This is a genomic window from Xanthomonas albilineans (assembly GCF_009931595.1).
Classification (GTDB): Bacteria; Pseudomonadota; Gammaproteobacteria; order Xanthomonadales; family Xanthomonadaceae; genus Xanthomonas_A; species Xanthomonas_A albilineans.
The window spans coordinates 1311125-1330058 of sequence record NZ_CP046570.1; the positions used below are offsets into that span (position 1 = coordinate 1311125).

The window sequence follows — 18934 nt, forward strand, 5'->3', positions numbered from 1 at the left end:
GTCGGAGCCACGCTGCATGAAAATATTCGGGCCGCTGTACGAACGTGCCATCCTCTGGTCGCGGCATCGTCACGCACCGGTGCTGCTGACCGGGCTCAGCTTCGCCGAAGCCATCGTGTTTCCGGTGTTGCCGGAAGTCATGCTGGCGCCGATGTCGCTGGCGCAGCCGCGGCGTGCATTGTGGTTTGCCACGTTGAGTCTGATCGGTTCGATCGCCGGTGCCATGATCGGGTACCTGCTTGGTCACTTCGCGTTCGCCGCAGTGCAGCCGCTGATCGATTGGCTGGGATGGAGGCAGAAAATCGATGCGCAGGTCAGCCACTTGCGCGAGGTGATCGTCGCCTCGCCCTGGCAGGCGTTCTGGCTGTTGGTCCTGGCCGGCTTTATGCCCATTCCGCTGAAGATATTCACCTGGGCCTCAGGCATTGTCGGAGTGCCGCTGCTACCGTTTCTGGCGAGCATGCTGGTTGGGCGCGGCAAACGCGTCTATCTGTTGGCAGGCGCGATCCGTCTCGGCGGGCCGCGCGCGGAAGCTGCGTTGCGCCGCTGGATCGAGCCGCTGGGCTGGGGCGCGATGGCGATTCTGGTGCTTTTGTTCCTGTGCGTCCTATGGAGAGCGAAATACGGATGAGCGTTGATCGGATCGTGGGGAACGGCCTGCGCGGTGGTGCCGTGGTGCTGGTCGCTTTAGCGCTCGGTGCCTGCAGTAGCGCCACGGTGGTGCGGACTTCCTCCTCTGCTGAGACATCCGTGCGCTCCAGCGTCGCGACGCCACGCGTGTCCGCCGTCAAGCCCGGTGTGAGCGCGACCGTGCGCCACGGCGACACCCTGTACGCGATCGCCCGCGCCAACAACGTCACTCCGCAGGATCTGGCCGGCTGGAACCGATTGTCGCCGCCGTACACGATCTATCCTGGGCAGTCGTTGAAGCTGTATCCACCCGGGGCGACGATTGCGGCACAGCCCGGGAGTGCGTCGGTGGTATCGACGTCGACGGGAGCCACGGCCCCGGAGGCTCGGTCTGCGAGCGCGTCCCCGGTTGCGCCCCCGGCGCACAGCGCTTTCAATTGGCGCTGGCCGGCTGATGGTGCGATCGTCAGCCGTTTCGTCGGTGGCGAGGCGACCAGGCAGGGCGTGGATATCGCCGGCAGCAGCGGTCAACCGGTGCGGGCCGCCGCCGACGGCGTGGTGGTGTACTCCGGTGCCGGCCTGGTCGGCTATGGCGAGCTGATCATCGTCAAGCATAACGAGCAATGGCTGTCGGCCTACGGCCATAACCGCAAGCGTCTGGTCAACGAAGGCCAGAACGTGAAGGCCGGCCAACAGATCGCCGAAATGGGCCGCAGCGGCGCGGCGCGCGACATGCTGCACTTCGAGATTCGCTACAACGGCAAACCGGTGGACCCGCTGCTGTACTTGCCGCCCAGGTAGCAGCTGCTGGCTCGTGCTGCCTGCTCTCAGCCCAGTTCAAGCTATGCCGGCTGTGCTCGAACGGTGCAACCCAATGAGTCGCCGTGCGCTTGTGCGCATCGATCAAACCCTATCGGTTCAGGCGCAAGTGTGTCGTGCTGGTCGCCAATGCGTCAGCCGCAAAGGGGGATCGCAGAGCAGCGTGGACGCCGCCGCACGTCGACGGACGATGTCCTGGCGTGCAAGGTTTGCGCTCAGCCTTCGAGTAGGAAACCGACCGCCACGCGCCGACCCTCGGCGGCGAGGACGTTGTAGGTGCGGGCGGCGGCGGCGTTGCTCATCGCCTCGATGCCGATGCCGCGGGTGAGGAACAGGGCCATCACCGCTGCCGAGGGAAACACCTGGTGTTCGCCGGTGCCGAGAATGACCAGGGCCGGGTTCAATGCCAGCAGAGGTTGCAGATGGTGCGGATGCAACTTGCTTGCCGTCGGCGTATCCCATTCCTCGACAAGGGTGTCCGGGGCCAAGATGAAGCTGCGGGTCAGCAGGCGTTCGTTCACCTTGGCCTGGCGGCCATCGGCCATGCGCAGGGCGTAGCTGTAATCGGGCAGCTCCTGGGTCAGTTGCATGACGTCACCGTGCTGCGGTCAGCCGCGCGGCAGCACGATCTGGCGGTCTTCCTTGGCCGGGCGGTACAGGATGGCGGTGTGGCCGATCCGCTGCACCAGTGCGCTGTGCGACTGCTCGATCAAGCTGCCGATGGCGCTGTCGCGGGTCTCGCGGTCGTCGCTGCCGACTTTCACCTTGACCAGTTCGTGACGTTCCAGCACCTCGTCCAGTTCGGCCAGGAACGCCGTGGTGACGCCTTTGCTGCCGATCTGCAGCAGGGGTTTGAGGTCGTGCGCCAGGCCGCGCAGGAAGCGGTTCTGGGACGGGGTCAGACGGATCGACATGCAAGTGGCAGCAGGGTTGGCAGGGGCGATCAGGGTATCATGGTCGCCCTTTCCGTCCGCCCGTCCATGGCCACCCGCAGCAAAAGCAGCCAACGTTGGCTCCGCGAACATTTCGCCGATCCCTTCGTGAAGAAGGCCCAGGCCGAAGGCATGCGTTCGCGCGCTGCCTACAAGCTCGAAGAGCTTTTGCAACGCGACAGGCTGCTGAAGCCGGACATGGTCGTGGTCGATCTTGGCGCAGCCCCCGGTGGCTGGTCGCAGCAGGTGCGCAAGTCGATGGGCGATCGCGGTCGAGTGCTGGCGCTGGACATCCTGGAGATGCCGCCGCTGGCCGGTGTGGAGTTCCTTCATGGCGACTTCAGGGAGGAAGCCGTGCTATCGCAATTGGAGGCCATGCTGGGCGAGACTGCGGTGGACCTTGTGCTGTCGGATATGGCCCCAAATAAGAGTGGAATGGATGCGGTGGATCAGCCGCGCATGATGCATCTGGCGGAATTGGCGATGGCGTTCGCCGATAGCCACCTGAAACCGAACGGTGTGTTCCTGATCAAGCTGTTCCAGGGTGTCGGGTTCGATGACTACATTCGCGCGATGCGCCGCCGCTATGAGAAGGTGACCATCCGCAAACCGGCCGCGTCGCGCAAGCGCTCGCCGGAGGTTTATGCCCTGGGACAGGGTAAGCGCACCCAAATTAAGTAAGCTGAACACGCTATGTTACGCATCGAGACAGAGTTGAAGGGGCACCGGAGCCAATGAGGATGAACGACTTGACCAAAAATCTGCTGTTGTGGGTAGTCGTCGCCGTCGTGCTGATGGTGGTGTTCCAGAGTTTCTCGCCGCGGCTGGCCGGTGGCGGGGGCAACGACACCGTGACCTACACGCAGTTCCTGAAGGACGTGGATGCCGGCCGGGTGAAGTCGGTCGATTTCACCGACGACACTGGGCTGTCGGTCACGGCGATCCGCTTCAAGCGCGACGACAACAGCGAGGCCACGGTCTATGGCCCACGCGACGACAAGCTGGTCGATGTGCTGTACAGCAAGAACGTGGAGATGACCCGGCAGAAGCCGACCAGCGGGCCGGGCTTTTGGTCGTTGGTGCTGAATTTCCTGCCGGTCATCCTGATCATCGGCTTCTGGTTGTTCATCATGCGTCAGATGCAGGGCGGTGGCGGCGGTGCCAAGGGCGCGATGTCCTTCGGCAAATCGCGGGCCAAGCTGCAGGGCGAGGACCAAGTCAAGATCACCTTTGCCGACGTCGCCGGGTGCGACGAGGCCAAGGAGGAGGTCGGCGAACTGGTCGACTTCCTGCGCGACCCGAGCAAATTCACCAAGCTCGGCGGCAAGATTCCGCGCGGCGTGCTGATGGTGGGCCCGCCCGGCACCGGCAAGACCCTGCTGGCCAGGGCAATCGCGGGCGAGGCCAAGGTGCCGTTCTTCAGCATCTCCGGTTCGGATTTCGTGGAGATGTTCGTCGGTGTCGGCGCCAGCCGCGTGCGCGATATGTTCGAGCAGGCCAAGAAACACGCGCCGTGCATCATCTTCATCGACGAGATCGACGCGGTCGGCCGTCATCGCGGCGCCGGCCTGGGTGGCGGTCACGACGAGCGCGAGCAGACCCTCAACCAGTTGTTGGTGGAAATGGACGGGTTCGAGGGGGGCGAGGGCGTGATCGTGATTGCCGCGACCAACCGTCCCGACGTGCTGGATCCGGCGTTGCTGCGTCCGGGTCGTTTCGACCGCCAGGTGGTGGTGGGTTTGCCCGATGTGCGTGGTCGCGAGCAGATCCTCAAGGTACACATGCGCAAGCTGCCATTGGCCGACGACGTCGAGCCGATGGTGATCGCGCGTGGGACACCGGGGTTTTCCGGCGCGGACCTGGCCAACTTGTGCAACGAAGCGGCGTTGTTCGCCGCGCGCGAGTCGGTCAAGGAGGTGCGCATGGACCATTTCGACCGTGCGCGCGACAAGATCCTGATGGGGGCCGAGCGCCGCTCGCTGGCGATGAGCGAGGACGAAAAGACGCTCACCGCCTACCACGAGGCCGGCCATGCCATCGTCGGTCGATTGGTGCCCGAGCACGACCCGGTCTACAAAGTCACCATCATCCCGCGCGGGCGTGCGCTGGGCGTGACCATGTACCTGCCGGAAGGCGACAAGTACTCGATGAATCGGGTCGCGATCGAGTCGCAGCTGTGTTCGCTGTACGGCGGTCGCGTGGCCGAAGAATTGATCTTCGGCACGGACAAGGTCACCACCGGCGCCTCCAATGACATCGAGCGCGCGACCAAGATGGCGCGCAACATGGTCACCAAGTGGGGGCTGTCCGACGAACTGGGGCCGATCGCCTATGGCGAAGAAGACGACGAGGTGTTCCTGGGGCGCTCGGTGACCCAGCACAAGAGCGTCTCCGACGACACCGCGCGGCGTATCGACGAAGTCGTGCGTTCGATCCTCGACAAGGCGTATGCGAAGACCACGAAAATCCTGACCGAAAACCTCGACAAGCTGCACACCATGTCGCAGTTGCTGCTGCAGTATGAAACCATCGACGCACCGCAAATCGACGCGATCATGGAAGGCCGCGATCCGCCGCCGCCGATGGGCTGGGGCAAGTCCGGCAAAGATGGTGGCAACGATCAGGGCAATTCGCGGCCATTACCGCCGATCGCCGGGCCCGCCGAGCAGGTGTAGGGTGTGACGCCGACAGTCGCGTCCGCAGACGAGCCGGGGAGCGATCCCCGGCTTTTTTGTCGTCAGTGGGAGTCTGATCGTGGCGCGCAAACACCATGCTCGTCGCGTGGCTGTGTTCTGCGCGACAATGATGTTTTCGCGGTGCATCCATTGCCATGCTGCTGTCCCGTTCGACGCGACCGTTCCCGGTAACCGTTTTTGCCGTCTTGCGCGCCGTTATCGCTGTAACCGTCGCGGCGTGTTCCGGCTGCACAGATGACCAGGAGATCTGTTGATGTTCGATACCTCGCCTCGCCTGGATTGCGCTGGCCGCATCCTGACGCTGGACCGCCCGCGGGTCATGGGCATCGTCAACGTTACTCCCGACTCGTTCTCCGATGGCGGCACGCATACGACGGTCGAAGCGGCGGTCGCGCATGGCCTGCGTCTGGCCGAGGAGGGCGCGGACCTGCTCGATATCGGTGGCGAATCGACCCGGCCTGGTGCCACTGCGGTGCCGGTGGAGGAAGAACTGCGCCGGGTGATTCCGGTGATCGAGCGACTGGTCGCACAGACCGCGCTGCCGCTGAGCGTGGATACCTTCAAGCCGGAGGTGATGCGCGCGGCGGTGGCGGCCGGTGCCGGCATGATCAACGACGTGCAGGCGCTGCGTCAGCCCGGTGCGCTGGATGCGGTCGCGGACCTGCGCGTGCCGGTGGTGCTGATGCATATGCCCGGCGACGCCTACGCCGCTGGCAGTGCGCCGCACTACGACGACGTGGTCGCCGAGGTGCATCGATTTCTGGTCGAGCGTATTTTCGCTGCGGAGATGGCCGGCATCGACAAGCGCCGCTTGCTGATCGATCCGGGCTTCGGGTTCGGCAAGAGCACCGCCGACAATGTGCAGTTGCTTGCGCATCTGCCGCGTCTGTGCGAGTTGGGCGTCCCGGTGCTGGCGGGCTTGTCGCGTAAGCGCAGCATCGGCGAGTTGACCGGACGCGAGTTGCCGGAACAGCGCGTGGCCGGTTCTGTCGCCGCACACTTGCTGGCCGCGCAGCGCGGCGCATTGCTGCTGCGTGTGCATGACGTCGCCGCGACCGTTGACGCACTGACGGTCTGGCAGGCGGTACAGGCTGTGCCGTCGCCGCGTGTTGCGACGGGGACGGCAATGCCGATCCGCTGGCCGGACGAGGACTGATGCCGGCCGACCAGCGCCCGCGCGCGATCGCGTTAATGGGGCCGACCGCTTCGGGCAAGACCGCGGTGGCCATCGCCCTCGCCGAGCGTTATGGTGGCGAGATCGTCAGCGTCGATTCGGCGCTGGTGTATCGAAATCTGGAGATCGGCGCGGCCAAGCCCGATTCCGCGCAGCGGGCACGGGTGCCCCACCATATGCTAGACCTGCGCGATCCCTGGCAGACCTATTCGGCGGCCGAATTCGCGGTGGATGCGCGCGCCGCACTGGAGGGGATCGTCGCCCGTGGTCGCCTGCCGATCCTTGCCGGCGGGACTGGCCTGTACTTTCAGGCCCTGCTCGAAGGCCTGGCGCCGATGCCGCCGGCCGACCCGCAGTTTCGGGCCGCATTGGCCGCGCGGGCACGTGCCGAAGGCTGGGCCGCATTGCATGCGCAATTGCAGCGGATCGACCCGGTGGCGGCGGAGCGGATCCGCTCGGGCGATGCGCAGCGCATCCAGCGCGCGCTGGAGGTGTACCAGCACAGTGGTCGCCCGATCAGTGCTTGGCAGGCCCAGCCCAGGCCGCCTCGGTTGCCGCTGCGCGTACTCAAGCTGGTCTTGGCGCCTACCGATCGCAGTGTGCTGCATCGGCGCATCGAAGCGCGTTTCGATGCGATGCTGGCGCAAGGGTTTCTCGACGAGGTGCGTACATTGCGCGCTTTGCCCGGCATGCGCGCGGTGGAACAGCCGCTGCAACTGCCAGCGGTGCGCGCGGTCGGCTATCGTCAGGCATGGGAGCACCTGGACGGCGAGACTGACGCGCCGACCTTCCGCGCACGTGGCATCGCCGCCACCCGTCAGCTTGCCAAGCGTCAATTGACTTGGCTACGCGGTGAACTGGATGCGCGCTGGTTCGATCCGCAGGGCGATGCCGGGCGTTTGCAGGCGGCGCTGGAGTCCTTCCTCATCTGATCCGCATTCCTGTCGCGCTGTGCTTGCGCTCGCGGTTGTGTACCATCAGCGTTCCGGACCACGGCAGGGGAGCTGCATTGCCGTGCCGGCCAATAAAAACAATAAGTTCGGGAGTGAAGCATGTCCAAGGGGCAATCCTTGCAAGATCCTTTCCTCAACGCGTTGCGGCGCGAGCGGGTGCCTGTGTCGGTGTATTTGGTCAACGGGATCAAGTTGCAGGGGACGATCGAGTCGTTCGACCAGTTCGTGGTGCTGTTGCGCAACACCGTGAGCCAGATGGTCTACAAACACGCCATTTCCACCGTGGTACCGGCACGCAACGTGCGTGTGGGGCCGGGCGGCGGTTATGTGCAACAGAATGAAGGTGGCAGTGCGATCGATGACGAAGCCGAGTAGCGGGTTGTTGAAGGCTGGAGTTGCAAGTGTTTGATCGGTCGCGTCGCGGCGAACACGCACTGTTGATTCAGCCCTACGCGGGCGGTCCATTGCAAGATGACGTGTTGGAAGAGTTCGCCGATCTGGCGCGCTCGGCTGGCGCCAGCATCGCCGCGACCGTGACCGCGCGCATCGACAAGCCCAGCCCGTCCACGCTGATCGGTAGCGGCAAGCTCGAGGAAGTGAAGGCGGCGGCCGATGCTAGCGGCGCCGATCTGATACTGGTGAACCACGCGCTCAGCCCGGGCCAGGAGCGCAACCTGGAGAAATACCTGGAGCGGCGCGTGATCGACCGCACTGGGCTGATTCTGGACATCTTCGCCCAGCGCGCACGGAGCCATGAGGGCAAGCTGCAGGTTGAGCTGGCGCAATTACGGCACATGGCCACGCGCTTGGTGCGCGGTTGGACCCACCTGGAGCGTCAGCGCGGTGGGTCGATCGGCTTGCGCGGTCCTGGCGAAACCCAGCTGGAAACCGACCGACGCCTGTTGCAGAAACGGGTGGAGCAGTTGCAGAAACGCTTGGAAAAGGTCGAAGTTCAGCACACCCAGATGCGTCGCGCGCGGGTACGCAGCGAACTGCCGCGGATCGCCGTGGTCGGCTATACCAACGCAGGTAAGTCGACCCTGTTCAATGCGCTGACCGGCGCCGAGGCATATGCCGCCGATCAGTTGTTCGCGACCTTGGATCCGACCGTGCGTCGTATCGCCTTGCCCGGTGGCAATGCCATGCTCGCCGACACCGTCGGCTTCGTGCGCGACCTGCCGCACGAACTGGTCGCCGCGTTCCGTTCCACCCTGTCCGAGGCGCGCGAGGCCGACTTCCTGCTGCATGTCGTCGATGCTGCCGATCCACTGCGCGAGGAGCGCATCGCCCAGGTCGACGAGGTGCTGCACGCAGTCGGTGCTGGCGAGTTGCCGCAGTTGCTGGTGTTCAACAAGATTGATCGCATCGAGGGCGCCCAAGCGCGCCACGACGCCCAGGACGGCGCCCCGGACGCGGCGCGGCGCGAGCGCGTGTGGATCTCGGCACGCGACGGACGCGGCCAGGATCTGCTGCAGCAAGTGCTCGGCCAGCGTCTGGGACTGCGTCATGTGCAGGGACGTTTGCGCCTTCCGCCGAGCGCTGGGCGCCTGCGCTCGCAGTTGCACCAGTTGCAAGTGATCCGCAGCGAACAGGGCGACGAGGATGGCTGGTTGTTGCAGGTGGACATCCCGATCACCGAAGCCGAACGCCTTGCCGCCACCGCCGATGGCGCGCCGATCCGCGCGCTGTTGCCGCCGCCCGAGCAGGAGGAATGGCAGCAGCGCTGAGCCCTCTGCTTGGTGCAGTCTTGTAGGCACGACATGGATCGGGCATGGCGCGCCATCCGCGTCGATCTGGCACAGGCGCGCCTGTCGCCGACCGTCAAGGCGAGTCAGTCGCTGGCACACACATGCGCGACAGCCACGGCGAATTGGGCTACAAAGCGCATTGGTTTTCCGAGTTGCGCTATGACCCTGCCCGCCGATCAAGACCTGCTGCATCTGGCCACTGCGCTCAGCGAGCGCCTGCGCTCCGCGCGCGAACGCTTGGTGACCGCCGAGAGTTGCAGCGGCGGCTGGATCGCCAAGGTGATGACCGACGTCGCCGGCTCGTCGACTTGGTTCGATTGCGGCATCGTCGCTTACAGCTACGAAGCCAAGCAGGCGTTGCTTGGTGTACGTCCGCAGACGCTGGAGCAGCATGGCGCGGTCAGCCGCGAGACGGTGATCGAAATGGTGTCTGGCGCGCTGGTCAGTTCCGGGGCCAGCATCGCGGTGGCAGTCACCGGCATCGCTGGACCAAGTGGCGGTTCGGCGGATAAGCCCGTGGGCAGCGTCTGGCTGGGCTGGAAGCGGCGCGGTGGCTATGCCAGTGCACAACTGTTCCACTTTCCCGGCGACCGCGATGCGGTCCGTCGGCAGACCGTGGCTGCGGCGTTGCGCGGTCTGGACGCGCTGCTGTGAACGTTGCCGAGCGCATGCGATAGCGGAGTGCGCGATGCGGGAAACGTTGGTGGTGGCGCCGACGTTGGATTGCCTGCGATTCTGCGTTAACTCATCAATGCCCTGGACGAGGCAGGAGCCGACACGGCGATTTTCAATCCTGTTGGCGTATTTCTCCTGCCTGCCGTGTCGTGGTTGGCGCACTGCAATTGCTGGGCGATCTGCCGCGCGATACTCGTTGGGTCGAGCCTGCGACATCCTCTTCTGGATCCGGCGCAGCTGGCGTTGAGCATGCTGCTGGCGTCAGTCCGAGGGGACGACCGTTGCGGCCGGGCTGTCATGCGTTCAGCCGCGCTGGCCGAAAGATGGGATTGGAGCGGCTGTGCCGAGTGCTTGGGGCATAGCGGCGGTAAGGGCAGTTGCCTTTTGAAGTTTTTAGTAGTATTACTACTAACCATGGAGCTAACCGAAACCCAGCAGGCGATCCTCGACTTGATCGCCGAGCGCATCGAACACGAAGGCGTCCCGCCTTCCCAGACTGAAATTGCCCGTGCCCTCGGCTTCAAGGGCGTGCGCGCCGCGCAATATCATCTGGAGGCATTGGAGCAGGCAGGCGCGATCCGGCGTGTGCCGGGGCAGGCACGCGGAATCCGCTTGCTGGGCGGAGGAGGCACGCCGACGGCGCCGCCGCAGGTCGACAACGCCGACATCCTGCGCTTACCGGTGCTGGGGCGGGTCGCGGCCGGTTCGCCGATCGGTGCGGACATCGGCTCCGACGATTTCGTGGTGCTGGACCGGGTGTTCTTCTCGCCGGCGCCGGATTACCTACTGAAAGTGCAGGGAGACTCGATGCGCGACGAAGGCATCTTCGATGGCGACCTGATCGGTGTGCACCGTACCCGCGATGCGCGTTCGGGGCAGATTGTGGTGGCACGGATCGAAGAAGAAATCACCGTCAAGCTGCTCAAGATCGGCAAGGACCGCATTCGTCTGTTACCACGCAATCCGGATTACGCGCCGATCGAAGTGTTGCCCGATCAGGACTTCGCCATCGAAGGCCTATATTGCGGCCTGCTGCGTCCAAACCGCTGATGCGGTGGCGCGGGGCATGCACGACACCGTTCTTAGGACTTTCCCGACCTTGCACATCGCCATTCGCCGCTGTCGTAGACATGCTCGCGCACATTATTTTGGCTTTGCCACGCGTCGTCTCAGCCTATGCGATACCAGGCCATTACATTGAACCCACTCCGCACATCCTCCTCACTTTCCAAGGAAACAACAATGGACGAGAACAAGAAGCGCGCGCTCGCGGCCGCCCTGAGTCAGATCGAAAAGCAGTTCGGCAAGGGCTCGGTGATGCGGATGGGCGATCGTGTCATCGAAGCCGTGGAAGTGATTCCGACCGGTTCGCTGATGCTGGATATCGCGCTCGGCATCGGTGGCCTGCCGAAGGGCCGCGTGGTCGAGATTTACGGTCCGGAATCCTCGGGCAAGACCACCCTGACCCTGCAGGCCATCGCTCAGTGTCAGAAGAACGGCGGCACCGCTGCGTTCATTGATGCCGAACATGCACTGGACCCGGTCTACGCTGCCAAGCTGGGCGTCAATGTCGACGAATTGCTGCTGTCGCAGCCGGATACCGGCGAACAAGCGCTGGAAATCGCCGATATGCTGGTGCGCTCGGGGTCGGTGGACATCGTGGTGATTGACTCGGTCGCCGCGTTGACCCCAAAGGCCGAAATCGAGGGTGAAATGGGCGATCAACTGCCCGGCCTGCAGGCGCGTCTGATGAGCCAGGCGCTGCGTAAGCTCACCGGCAACATCAAGCGCTCCAACACCCTGGTCGTCTTCATCAACCAGTTGCGCATGAAGATCGGTGTGATGATGCCGGGGCAGAGCCCGGAAACCACCACCGGCGGTAACGCACTGAAGTTTTACGCATCGGTGCGGTTGGATATCCGCCGCATCGGCGCGATCAAGAAGGGCGATGAAATCATCGGCAACCAGACCAAAATCAAGGTGGTCAAGAACAAGTTGGCTCCCCCGTTCAAACAGGTCGTCACCGAGATCCTCTACGGCGAAGGCATCAGTCGCGAGGGCGAACTGATCGACATGGGCGTGGAGGCCAAGCTGGTTGAAAAGGCCGGTGCCTGGTATAGCTACGGCAGCGAGCGCATCGGCCAGGGCAAGGACAACGCGCGCGGCTACCTGCGCGACAACCCTCAGGTTGCCGCCAAGTTGGAAAGCGAACTGCGCGAGAAGTTCCAGCCCACGGAAATCGCGCCCAGCCCAGCCGATGCCGAAGACCTCGAGGCTTAAGGGTTTTCTGCCGGGGGAGCGGTGGAGTCAGTGCCGCTCGTCTCCCTCGGCGGTCTTGATCAAGCTAAGGAGCACGCGTGCCAGGGATGGCGCATGACTGGTGGTGGATTTCCATGAGCGAAGAGCCTGCACAGGAGCGCCATCGGCGTCGCCGACAACCGGAGCAGACGCCGCTGCAGAAGGCTTTGGGATTGTTAGTGCGGCGCGAACATTCACGCAAGGAATTGACCCGCAAGTTGTTGGCGCGCGGTGTGGAGGTAGAGGCTGCCAATGCGGCAGTGGATCGCCTCAGTGACGATGGCTGGCAGGACGATGGCCGATTTGCTGAACTGTTGGTCCGCAGCCGTGCCAGCCTGGGCTATGGACCGCTGTACATCCGCGCAATGCTATGCACGCATGGGTTCGATAGCGATGCCATCGCGATGGCCATGGCGACCTTCGAAGGCGATTGGGCCGAAAATGCCCGCGACTTGGTGATGCGGCGTTTCGGCGCGGAAGCGTCAAGAGATCTGCAACAACGGCGCAAGGCTGCCGACTTGCTGGCGCGCCGGGGTTTCGATGGCGATAGCATCCGCGCAGCCATGCGCGATGCCACGGAGGACTGAGCGGGTCGGGCCTGTTACCCTTGGCGGCTATCTTGTCGGGTTTCTATGTGTCTTCATCGTTGATGGCACGCGTGAAAAACCCGTCCGCTCGTCTACAGCCAGCCCATGAACGCACCCGCCAAATTTTCTACCTCCCAGATTCGCAGTGACTTCCTCGAGTTCTTCAAGGGGAAGGGCCATGCCATCGTTCCCTCCGCCCCACTCATACCGGGTAACGATCCGACCCTGCTGTTCACCAATTCCGGCATGGTCCAGTTCAAGGACGTATTCCTTGGTGCCGAGAAGCGCAGCTACGTACGCGCGGCGGATGTGCAGCGCTGTCTGCGCGCTGGCGGCAAGCACAACGATCTGGACTCGGTCGGTTATACCGCCCGCCATCACACGTTCTTCGAGATGCTCGGTAACTGGTCCTTCGGCGATTATTTCAAAAAAGATGCGATTGCCTGGGCCTGGGAGTTGCTGACCCAGGTGTGGAAATTACCGGCCGAGCGCTTGTTGGTCACGGTCTACCACACTGACGATGAGGCATATGGCCTGTGGCGCGATATGGTTGGTGTGCCGGAGGAGCGCATCGTGCGCATCGGCGACAACAAGGGGGCGCCTTACGCCTCGGACAACTTCTGGCAGATGGCCGACACCGGCCCCTGCGGTCCCTGTACCGAGATCTTCTACGACCATGGCGCACATATCGCGGGCGGCCCGCCGGGATCGCCGGAGGAGGATGGCGACCGCTTCATCGAAATTTGGAACCTGGTGTTCATGCAATTCGATCGCCAGCCCGATGGGACCCTGGTACCGCTGCCGGCGCCCTGCGTGGATACCGGGATGGGATTGGAGCGCCTGGCGGCAATCCTGCAGCATGTGCACACCAACTATGAAATCGACCTGTTCCAGGCGCTGATTCGCAAGGCCTCCGAACTGACCGCCACCACCGACCTGGAAAACAAATCGTTACGCGTGATTGCCGATCACATCCGTGCATGCGCGTTCTTGATCGTCGATGGTGTGTTGCCGTCCAACGAGGGGCGCGGCTATGTTCTGCGCCGGATCATCCGCCGTGCCTTGCGCCATGGCTGGATGCTCGGCGTGCGGCAGGGGTTCTTCAGCAAGCTTGTGCCGACCCTGGTTGCGCTGATGGGCGAGGCCTATCCCGAACTGGTCGCGGCGCAGGACATCGTGTTGCGCGCGTTGCAGGCTGAGGAAGAGCGTTTTGCTGAGACCCTCGACGCCGGGATGAAAATCTTCGAAGACGTTGCTGCGAAGGCACAGGGAGGCGTGATCGCTGGCGAAGATGCCTTCCGTTTGTACGACACTTACGGCTTCCCGCTGGATTTGACTCAGGACATCGCCCGCGAGCGCGCTTTGTGCGTGGACGAGCAGGGTTTCGAGACGGCAATGGAAGAGCAGCGCAGGCGTGCACGCGAGGCCGGCAAGTTCGGCGGTGGGGTGCAGTTGCCGGCCGACTTGGTCGCGACGCTGGCGCCGACCCTGTTCCTAGGCTACGACAGCTTGCAGGCAGATGGCTTGCGTGTGGTCGCATTGCTCAAGGATGGGCGGCCCGTGCAGTCCGCGCAGGCCGGCGATGCGGTGATCATACTGACCGATAAGACGCCATTTTATGCGGAATCCGGCGGTCAAGTTGGTGATATCGGCATATTGCTCCAGGGTGGTACGCGCTGTGCTGTGACCGATACGCAGAAGTTCGCTGGCCAGTTCCATGGACATGTCGGTACGTTGATCGAGGGTACTCTGAAGATCGGCGATGTGCTTGCCGGTCAGGTCGATGCTGAACGCCGTCGTGCGACTATCCTCAACCATTCTGCTACTCATTTGTTGCATGCTGCGCTCCGCGAGGTCTTGGGAACGCATGTCCACCAGAAAGGCTCGCTGGTGGCGCCGGATCGCTTGCGCTTCGATTTTTCGCACTTCCAGCCGATCGCTGCCAAGGAACTGGCCTTGATCGAACGCAAGGTCAATCAGCAAGTGCGTGCCAACCACGCCGTCGAAGTGCATCAGATGGGGATGCAGGAAGCGCTGGACTTCGGCGCGATGGCGCTGTTCGGCGAAAAATACGGCGAGCGCGTGCGGGTACTGAAGATGGGCGATTACTCCACTGAACTATGCGGCGGTACGCATGTCACGCGGACAGGCGACATCGGCCTGTTCAAGGTCACCAGCGAAGGCGGCGTATCCGCCGGCGTACGTCGCATCGAGGCGGTGACAGGTCAGGGAGCCCTGGATTACGTGTCGGCCGAAGAAGCCATGTTGCACGAGGCTGCCGAGTTAGTCGGTGGCAGCGCGAATGACATGGTAGACAAGATTCGTCAGCTTGGTGACAAGTACAAGCGCCTGGAGCGCGAAATGGAGGCATTAAAGGCCAAGTTGGCCTCCAGCGCTACGGCCGACCTAGCCGGTTCGGCGGTCGATGTGGGCGGGGTGAAGGTGCTTGCGGTACGGTTGGAGGGATTCGATGCCAAGGCATTGCGCGAGGCGATGGATCGCTTGAAGCAGCAGCTTGGCGAGAGTGTGATCGTGTTGGCTGGTGCTAGCGAAGGCAAGGTTGCACTGGTTTCAGGGGTGAATGGCAGCCCAATGGGACGGGTCAAGGCCGGGGAACTGTTGAGCCACATCGCCAGTCAGATATCGGGCAAGGGCGGCGGCCGCCCGGACCTCGCCCAGGGTGGTGGCGAGGACGGGCCCGCCCTTGTTCATGCTTTGGCAGGCGTCACCGAATGGGTCAAGCAACATCTCTCCTGAATATTCATACATGAAGCCTTGCTGGCAGGGCACGTCTTCGCTAACATACATAAGCGTATTGGTTATGGTGACGCTCCGCATGGAGTGTTGTGTCGGTGGGAGTGCTGGTTTCTTTGGAGAATTCTAAAAATGTTGATCTTGACTCGCCGGGGAGGCGAAACCTTGATGATCGGCGATTCGGTCACCGTGACGGTGCTTGGGGTCAAGGGCAACCAAGTGCGTATCGGCATCACCGCGCCTAAGGACGTGGCTGTGCATCGCGAAGAAATTTATCAACGCATCCGGCGCGGTGATGAGCAGAACTCGCATGGTGCGATACCTCATGACGATCAATCTGACGATTGATGTGAGGAAAGGGTTTACCTGAGATAGTCGAACCCTGTATCCTTCGCGGCCGGTCGCGGAATACCCGCAACGCGTAAATCCGGAGTGATGCCCGAGCGGCTGAAGGGGCTCCCCTGCTAAGGGAGTATAGGGTCAAAAGCTCTATCGAGGGTTCGAATCCCTCTCACTCCGCCAGTAGTCAAGAAACGCCTGCAAAGCAATGATTTGCAGGCGTTTCTTTTTTATCTGGCCGGTGAGCTGGCAGGCTAGGACGGGATGCTTGTGTGCGATTTCGGACGGCCTTCCGTGAGGCGGCCATCGGTCGCGACGACGTTCGTTTGTGCATCCCAACCCACTGCGAGTTTGGTGGCGCGTAAGCTCATCAACGGTATCGCTGTGAAGGATTTTCCAGGCAATGACGAGAAGGTGGATGGATGGAAGTCCGCTGCCCTATGGGGGCCGATCCTTGGTGCGACACAGGTAGGCCCGGTGCCGGTTGGTGCAATGGCGCGCCGTGTTCGGTCGTCCCTGGTTGCGTGTGCATCGCGCGAGCGTGTTGGCGAACTCGGCGCGGCGCAAGGTTGGCGGATTGTTCGCTCAGGATGCCCTGAGCATGTTGGCTATGCGTGGCATGCGCGGGCTGTAGTGGGGCGGCTTGGGCTTGGTTGGCCTGCCGGAGATCTGTTGCGCGGACTCCCGCCACGCGCTGCTGAGCAAGTGGTTCCGCAGGGAGGTGGGCTAAAGCCATTGATGAGCAATTTCAGGTTGCTTGGCGCAGTGGCAAGGAGTGGGCCACTTGGCGCGATTGACTGTGCTTGACGTGGTCTGGGCGAAGTGTGGTTGGTGCGGGTCGTCGTGCGCATGTGCTGCGCGACGATGGATGGATGTGTCCGGCCGGTGATGCGTCGGCGCGGACACGCGCCGTCGGTGTTGGGAGGATAATGGCCTCGGTTGTTTTCGTCTTGGGTGCAGCATGACATGCAGGAACTGATTGCGCGTTATGGGCTGGCTCTGCTCTTCGTCAACGTGTTGGCGTTGTCGTTGGGTTTGCCTGTGCCAGCATTGCCAACCCTGATTGTGGTTGGTGCGACGTATGCGTTGCTCCACGGTGTGGAGATGTGGGTTGCACTGTTGAGCGCGTTGTCGGTGTCGATCCTGGCTAGTCTGCTCGGTGATCTGCTCTGGTTCTGGGCTGGTCGCCGTTATGGCAATCGCACGTTGCAGTCGTTGTGTCGGTTGTCGTTGTCGCGCGACAGCTGCATGAGGCAAACCGAGCGCTTCTATGCGCGCTGGGGAGTACGCCTGCTGATCCTCGCAAAGTTCGTGCCTGGTTTGTCCATGGTCTCGGTGCCGATGGCCGGTGCGATGCGGGTACGGTTGGCTATGTTTCTGCGCTACGACACCTTGGGCGCCGCGTTGTGGGCTGCCTGTGGTCTGTTGCTCGGTCTATGCTTTGCCGGCCAACTCCAGGCATTGCTAGATTGGTTGAGTTTGTTAGGCGCGCGCGCGTCGCTGTTGCTAGGCGGTCTGCTGGCCTTCTATGTGGGTTATAGGGCTTGGCGCCGGTACAGATTGATGAAGTCGATGGAGTCCTCGCGCATCGACGTGGACGAACTCTACGCGTTGATGCAGGGTGAGGAGGTACCAGTTGTGTTGGATATTCGCGCTTCGGGCTATCGCACACTGGAGTCGTATGTCATTCCGGGGGCGATGCCTGTGGACGACCGACGCATCGACGAGATTGTCGCGGCGTTGCCGCGCGAGCGCAAAATCGTCATTTACTGTGCGTGTCCGAATGAGGTGTCTGCTGCCGTGCTGGCTAGGCGGCTGCGCCAGCGGCATTACGATGACGTGGTGCCGTTGCGGGGTGGGTTGGAGGCATGGCAGATGGCCGGTTACCCGGTGATAGAGGTCGGCGACGCCGGTGTTCCGCCTGTAGCGCCGCACGAAGGTGTGGGTGCTGCGTAAGCGTGAGGTCAGGAGGACGATGCGTGCTGCATGCTTTACGTGCAGAAGGTTTTATATGCAGCCATAGCGCTTATGCGCCGCGGGCGGCTTGTTTGTCCCGCCGATGAGTTGGCTGAAAACAAAAAACGACAAGCAACGGCTTGTCGTTTTTTATCTGACTGGTGCGCCCGGAGAGATTCGAACTCCCGACCGCCTGGTTCGTAGCCAGGTACTCTATCCAACTGAGCTACGGGCGCGTTGTCAGGAGCGGAATTATGCGTGAGGTGGTTGGAGGCGTCAATCCTTCCTTCAAAAAATTCAGTCGATCTCGTTCAGCGAGGTCCTGTGTCACGATTACCGCTTGCTCGGTTCAGGGGGGCGTGGCCTGTCCGCTTGGCTCAGGCTGTGCTCATATAGGCAGTGGCGCAATGTGTTTTCTACGCGATGTGTCAGCTTGCTCATCCGCTGCGTGCGGCGCCGAAATGGTCCAGTACAACCACTGCGCTGCGGCCAGGACGGTAGCCGCCGCGCAGTGCGCGAGCCACGTAGTCGACCGCCGCTGCGCAAGCGGCTGGCAATGACATGCCCAGGCATAGTTGCGCGGCGATCGCCGCCGCGAGGGTGCAGCCAGTGCCGTGTGCGTCCAGCGCCAGCCGTGCATGGCTGAATTCGCTGCGGCTGGCGCCATCGTCGTAGCGGTCGATTACCCTCTGTCCTTCGTGTAGATGGCCGCCTTTCAGCAGTACTGCGCGCGCCCCAGCCTCCAGCAAGGCGGTGATCGCGTGCTCGGCATCGTCGGCGTTTTCGATCGGGCGACGCAGCAGTAACTGCGCTTCCGGAATGTTCGGCGTGACCAGGGTCGCCAACGGCAGTAGGCGCTGGCGCAGTGCGTCCAGCGCGTCGTCTTCCAGCAGGGTGGCGCCGCTGGTCGCCACCATCACCGGGTCCAGAATCACGTAAGGTGGACGGTGGTGTTCCAAGACATCGGCAACCAGGTCGATCACCGCCGCATTGGCGAGCATGCCGAGCTTGACCGCGGCGATGTCGAAATCGGCGAAACACGCCTCGATCTGCGCGCGCAGGAATGGCAATGGCGGAATATGCACGGCGGTCACGCCACGGGTGTGTTGCGCGGTGAGTGCGGCCGCCGCAGACAGGCCGTGTACGCGGTGCGCGGCGAAGGTTTTCAGATCGGCCTGGATTCCTGCACCGCCGCCGGAATCGGTGCCGGCGATGCTCAGCGCGGAGACGGAGACGGAGACGGAGACGGAGATGGGGTCGGTCATGCGCAGATTGTGCAGTCCTGGCGACGCCTTGGCGATGGTGTCGCTTAGAGTGGCTAACAAAACTGCTGTGTCGCCGCTGGCTGGGCGCGGGCAGTGCTCGGAATCCTC

Annotated in this window: 18 protein-coding genes and 2 tRNA genes; 16 read left to right on the top strand and 4 right to left on the bottom strand. The window is 63.1% G+C overall.

Annotated features, from left to right (window positions below):
* The first annotated feature begins 16 nt into the window (after nucleotides 1-16).
* The gene (locus XaFJ1_RS05505) at nucleotides 17-631 is read left to right on the top strand and encodes a YqaA family protein (RefSeq protein WP_012915678.1); all 615 of its coding nucleotides are present in this window, start codon (nucleotides 17-19) and stop codon (nucleotides 629-631) included.
* Complete coding sequence (locus XaFJ1_RS05510; protein WP_045756789.1) at nucleotides 610-1431, top strand: peptidoglycan DD-metalloendopeptidase family protein; 822 nt, start codon at nucleotides 610-612, stop codon at nucleotides 1429-1431. Before XaFJ1_RS05505 ends, XaFJ1_RS05510 begins: the two co-directional genes overlap by 22 nt.
* A 233-nt stretch (nucleotides 1432-1664) precedes the next feature.
* Here the strand turns inward: XaFJ1_RS05510 and XaFJ1_RS05515 are convergent, their stop codons facing one another.
* Together XaFJ1_RS05515 and yhbY are read right to left on the bottom strand one after the other, a co-directional pair.
* A complete protein-coding gene (locus XaFJ1_RS05515) occupies nucleotides 1665-2039 on the bottom strand; it encodes an Mth938-like domain-containing protein (RefSeq protein ID WP_012915680.1) in 375 nt (124 codons plus the stop codon).
* An 18-nt stretch (nucleotides 2040-2057) separates the two neighbouring features.
* Nucleotides 2058-2363 carry a ribosome assembly RNA-binding protein YhbY gene (yhbY, locus tag XaFJ1_RS05520; RefSeq protein WP_012915681.1) on the bottom strand — a complete coding sequence of 102 codons (306 nt, stop codon included), beginning with the start codon at nucleotides 2361-2363 and terminating at the stop codon, nucleotides 2058-2060.
* Between the two features lie 66 nt (nucleotides 2364-2429).
* Here yhbY and rlmE point away from each other — a divergent pair, with 66 nt between their 5' ends.
* The 14 genes from rlmE (at nucleotide 2430) to XaFJ1_RS05590 (ending at nucleotide 17561) form a co-directional block, all read left to right on the top strand.
* Nucleotides 2430-3062, top strand: a complete 633-nt coding sequence (gene rlmE, locus XaFJ1_RS05525; protein WP_045756790.1) for a 23S rRNA (uridine(2552)-2'-O)-methyltransferase RlmE — start codon at nucleotides 2430-2432, stop codon at nucleotides 3060-3062.
* 59 nt (nucleotides 3063-3121) lie between these two features.
* Nucleotides 3122-5056 (top strand): ATP-dependent zinc metalloprotease FtsH, encoded by a 1935-nt coding sequence (gene ftsH, locus XaFJ1_RS05530; RefSeq protein WP_012915683.1) that lies wholly within the window; start codon nucleotides 3122-3124, stop codon nucleotides 5054-5056.
* 274 nt (nucleotides 5057-5330) lie between these two features.
* Nucleotides 5331-6233, top strand: a complete 903-nt coding sequence (folP, locus tag XaFJ1_RS05535) for a dihydropteroate synthase (protein ID WP_012915684.1) — start codon at nucleotides 5331-5333, stop codon at nucleotides 6231-6233.
* The gene (miaA, locus tag XaFJ1_RS05540) at nucleotides 6233-7183 is read left to right on the top strand and encodes a tRNA (adenosine(37)-N6)-dimethylallyltransferase MiaA (protein WP_012915685.1); all 951 of its coding nucleotides are present in this window, start codon (nucleotides 6233-6235) and stop codon (nucleotides 7181-7183) included. Before folP ends, miaA begins: the two co-directional genes overlap by 1 nt.
* A gap of 120 nt (nucleotides 7184-7303) precedes the next feature.
* Entirely contained in the window at nucleotides 7304-7579 is a 276-nt protein-coding gene (gene hfq / locus XaFJ1_RS05545; RefSeq protein WP_012915686.1) for an RNA chaperone Hfq, read from the top strand.
* 26 nt (nucleotides 7580-7605) lie between these two features.
* Complete coding sequence (gene hflX / locus XaFJ1_RS05550) at nucleotides 7606-8931, top strand: ribosome rescue GTPase HflX (RefSeq protein WP_012915687.1); 1326 nt, start codon at nucleotides 7606-7608, stop codon at nucleotides 8929-8931.
* A 180-nt stretch (nucleotides 8932-9111) separates the two neighbouring features.
* Nucleotides 9112-9606, top strand: coding sequence for a CinA family protein (locus XaFJ1_RS05555; RefSeq protein ID WP_012915688.1), 495 nt, complete (start codon nucleotides 9112-9114; stop codon nucleotides 9604-9606).
* 435 nt (nucleotides 9607-10041) lie between these two features.
* Nucleotides 10042-10677, top strand: a complete 636-nt coding sequence (gene lexA, locus XaFJ1_RS05560; RefSeq protein ID WP_012915689.1) for a transcriptional repressor LexA — start codon at nucleotides 10042-10044, stop codon at nucleotides 10675-10677.
* A 192-nt stretch (nucleotides 10678-10869) separates the two neighbouring features.
* A complete protein-coding gene (recA, locus tag XaFJ1_RS05565) occupies nucleotides 10870-11907 on the top strand; it encodes a recombinase RecA (protein ID WP_012915690.1) in 1038 nt (345 codons plus the stop codon).
* A 113-nt stretch (nucleotides 11908-12020) separates the two neighbouring features.
* Nucleotides 12021-12512, top strand: coding sequence for a recombination regulator RecX (gene recX, locus XaFJ1_RS05570; RefSeq protein WP_012915691.1), 492 nt, complete (start codon nucleotides 12021-12023; stop codon nucleotides 12510-12512).
* A gap of 105 nt (nucleotides 12513-12617) precedes the next feature.
* The gene (gene alaS, locus XaFJ1_RS05575) at nucleotides 12618-15269 is read left to right on the top strand and encodes an alanine--tRNA ligase (RefSeq protein ID WP_012915692.1); all 2652 of its coding nucleotides are present in this window, start codon (nucleotides 12618-12620) and stop codon (nucleotides 15267-15269) included.
* Between the two features lie 129 nt (nucleotides 15270-15398).
* Nucleotides 15399-15614 carry a carbon storage regulator CsrA gene (csrA, locus tag XaFJ1_RS05580; protein ID WP_012915693.1) on the top strand — a complete coding sequence of 72 codons (216 nt, stop codon included), beginning with the start codon at nucleotides 15399-15401 and terminating at the stop codon, nucleotides 15612-15614.
* An 81-nt stretch (nucleotides 15615-15695) separates the two neighbouring features.
* A tRNA-Ser gene (locus XaFJ1_RS05585) sits at nucleotides 15696-15788 on the top strand.
* Between the two features lie 783 nt (nucleotides 15789-16571).
* On the top strand, nucleotides 16572-17561 hold the full coding sequence (locus tag XaFJ1_RS05590) for a DedA family protein/thiosulfate sulfurtransferase GlpE (RefSeq protein ID WP_012915694.1): 990 nt from the start codon (nucleotides 16572-16574) through the stop codon (nucleotides 17559-17561).
* Nucleotides 17562-17720: 159 nt separating this feature from the next.
* On the opposite strand, the gene XaFJ1_RS05595 is transcribed toward XaFJ1_RS05590, so the two are convergent.
* A tRNA-Arg gene (locus tag XaFJ1_RS05595) sits at nucleotides 17721-17797 on the bottom strand.
* Between the two features lie 201 nt (nucleotides 17798-17998).
* Complete coding sequence (gene thiD / locus XaFJ1_RS05600) at nucleotides 17999-18826, bottom strand: bifunctional hydroxymethylpyrimidine kinase/phosphomethylpyrimidine kinase (RefSeq protein ID WP_012915695.1); 828 nt, start codon at nucleotides 18824-18826, stop codon at nucleotides 17999-18001.
* Nucleotides 18827-18934 lie beyond the last annotated feature (108 nt).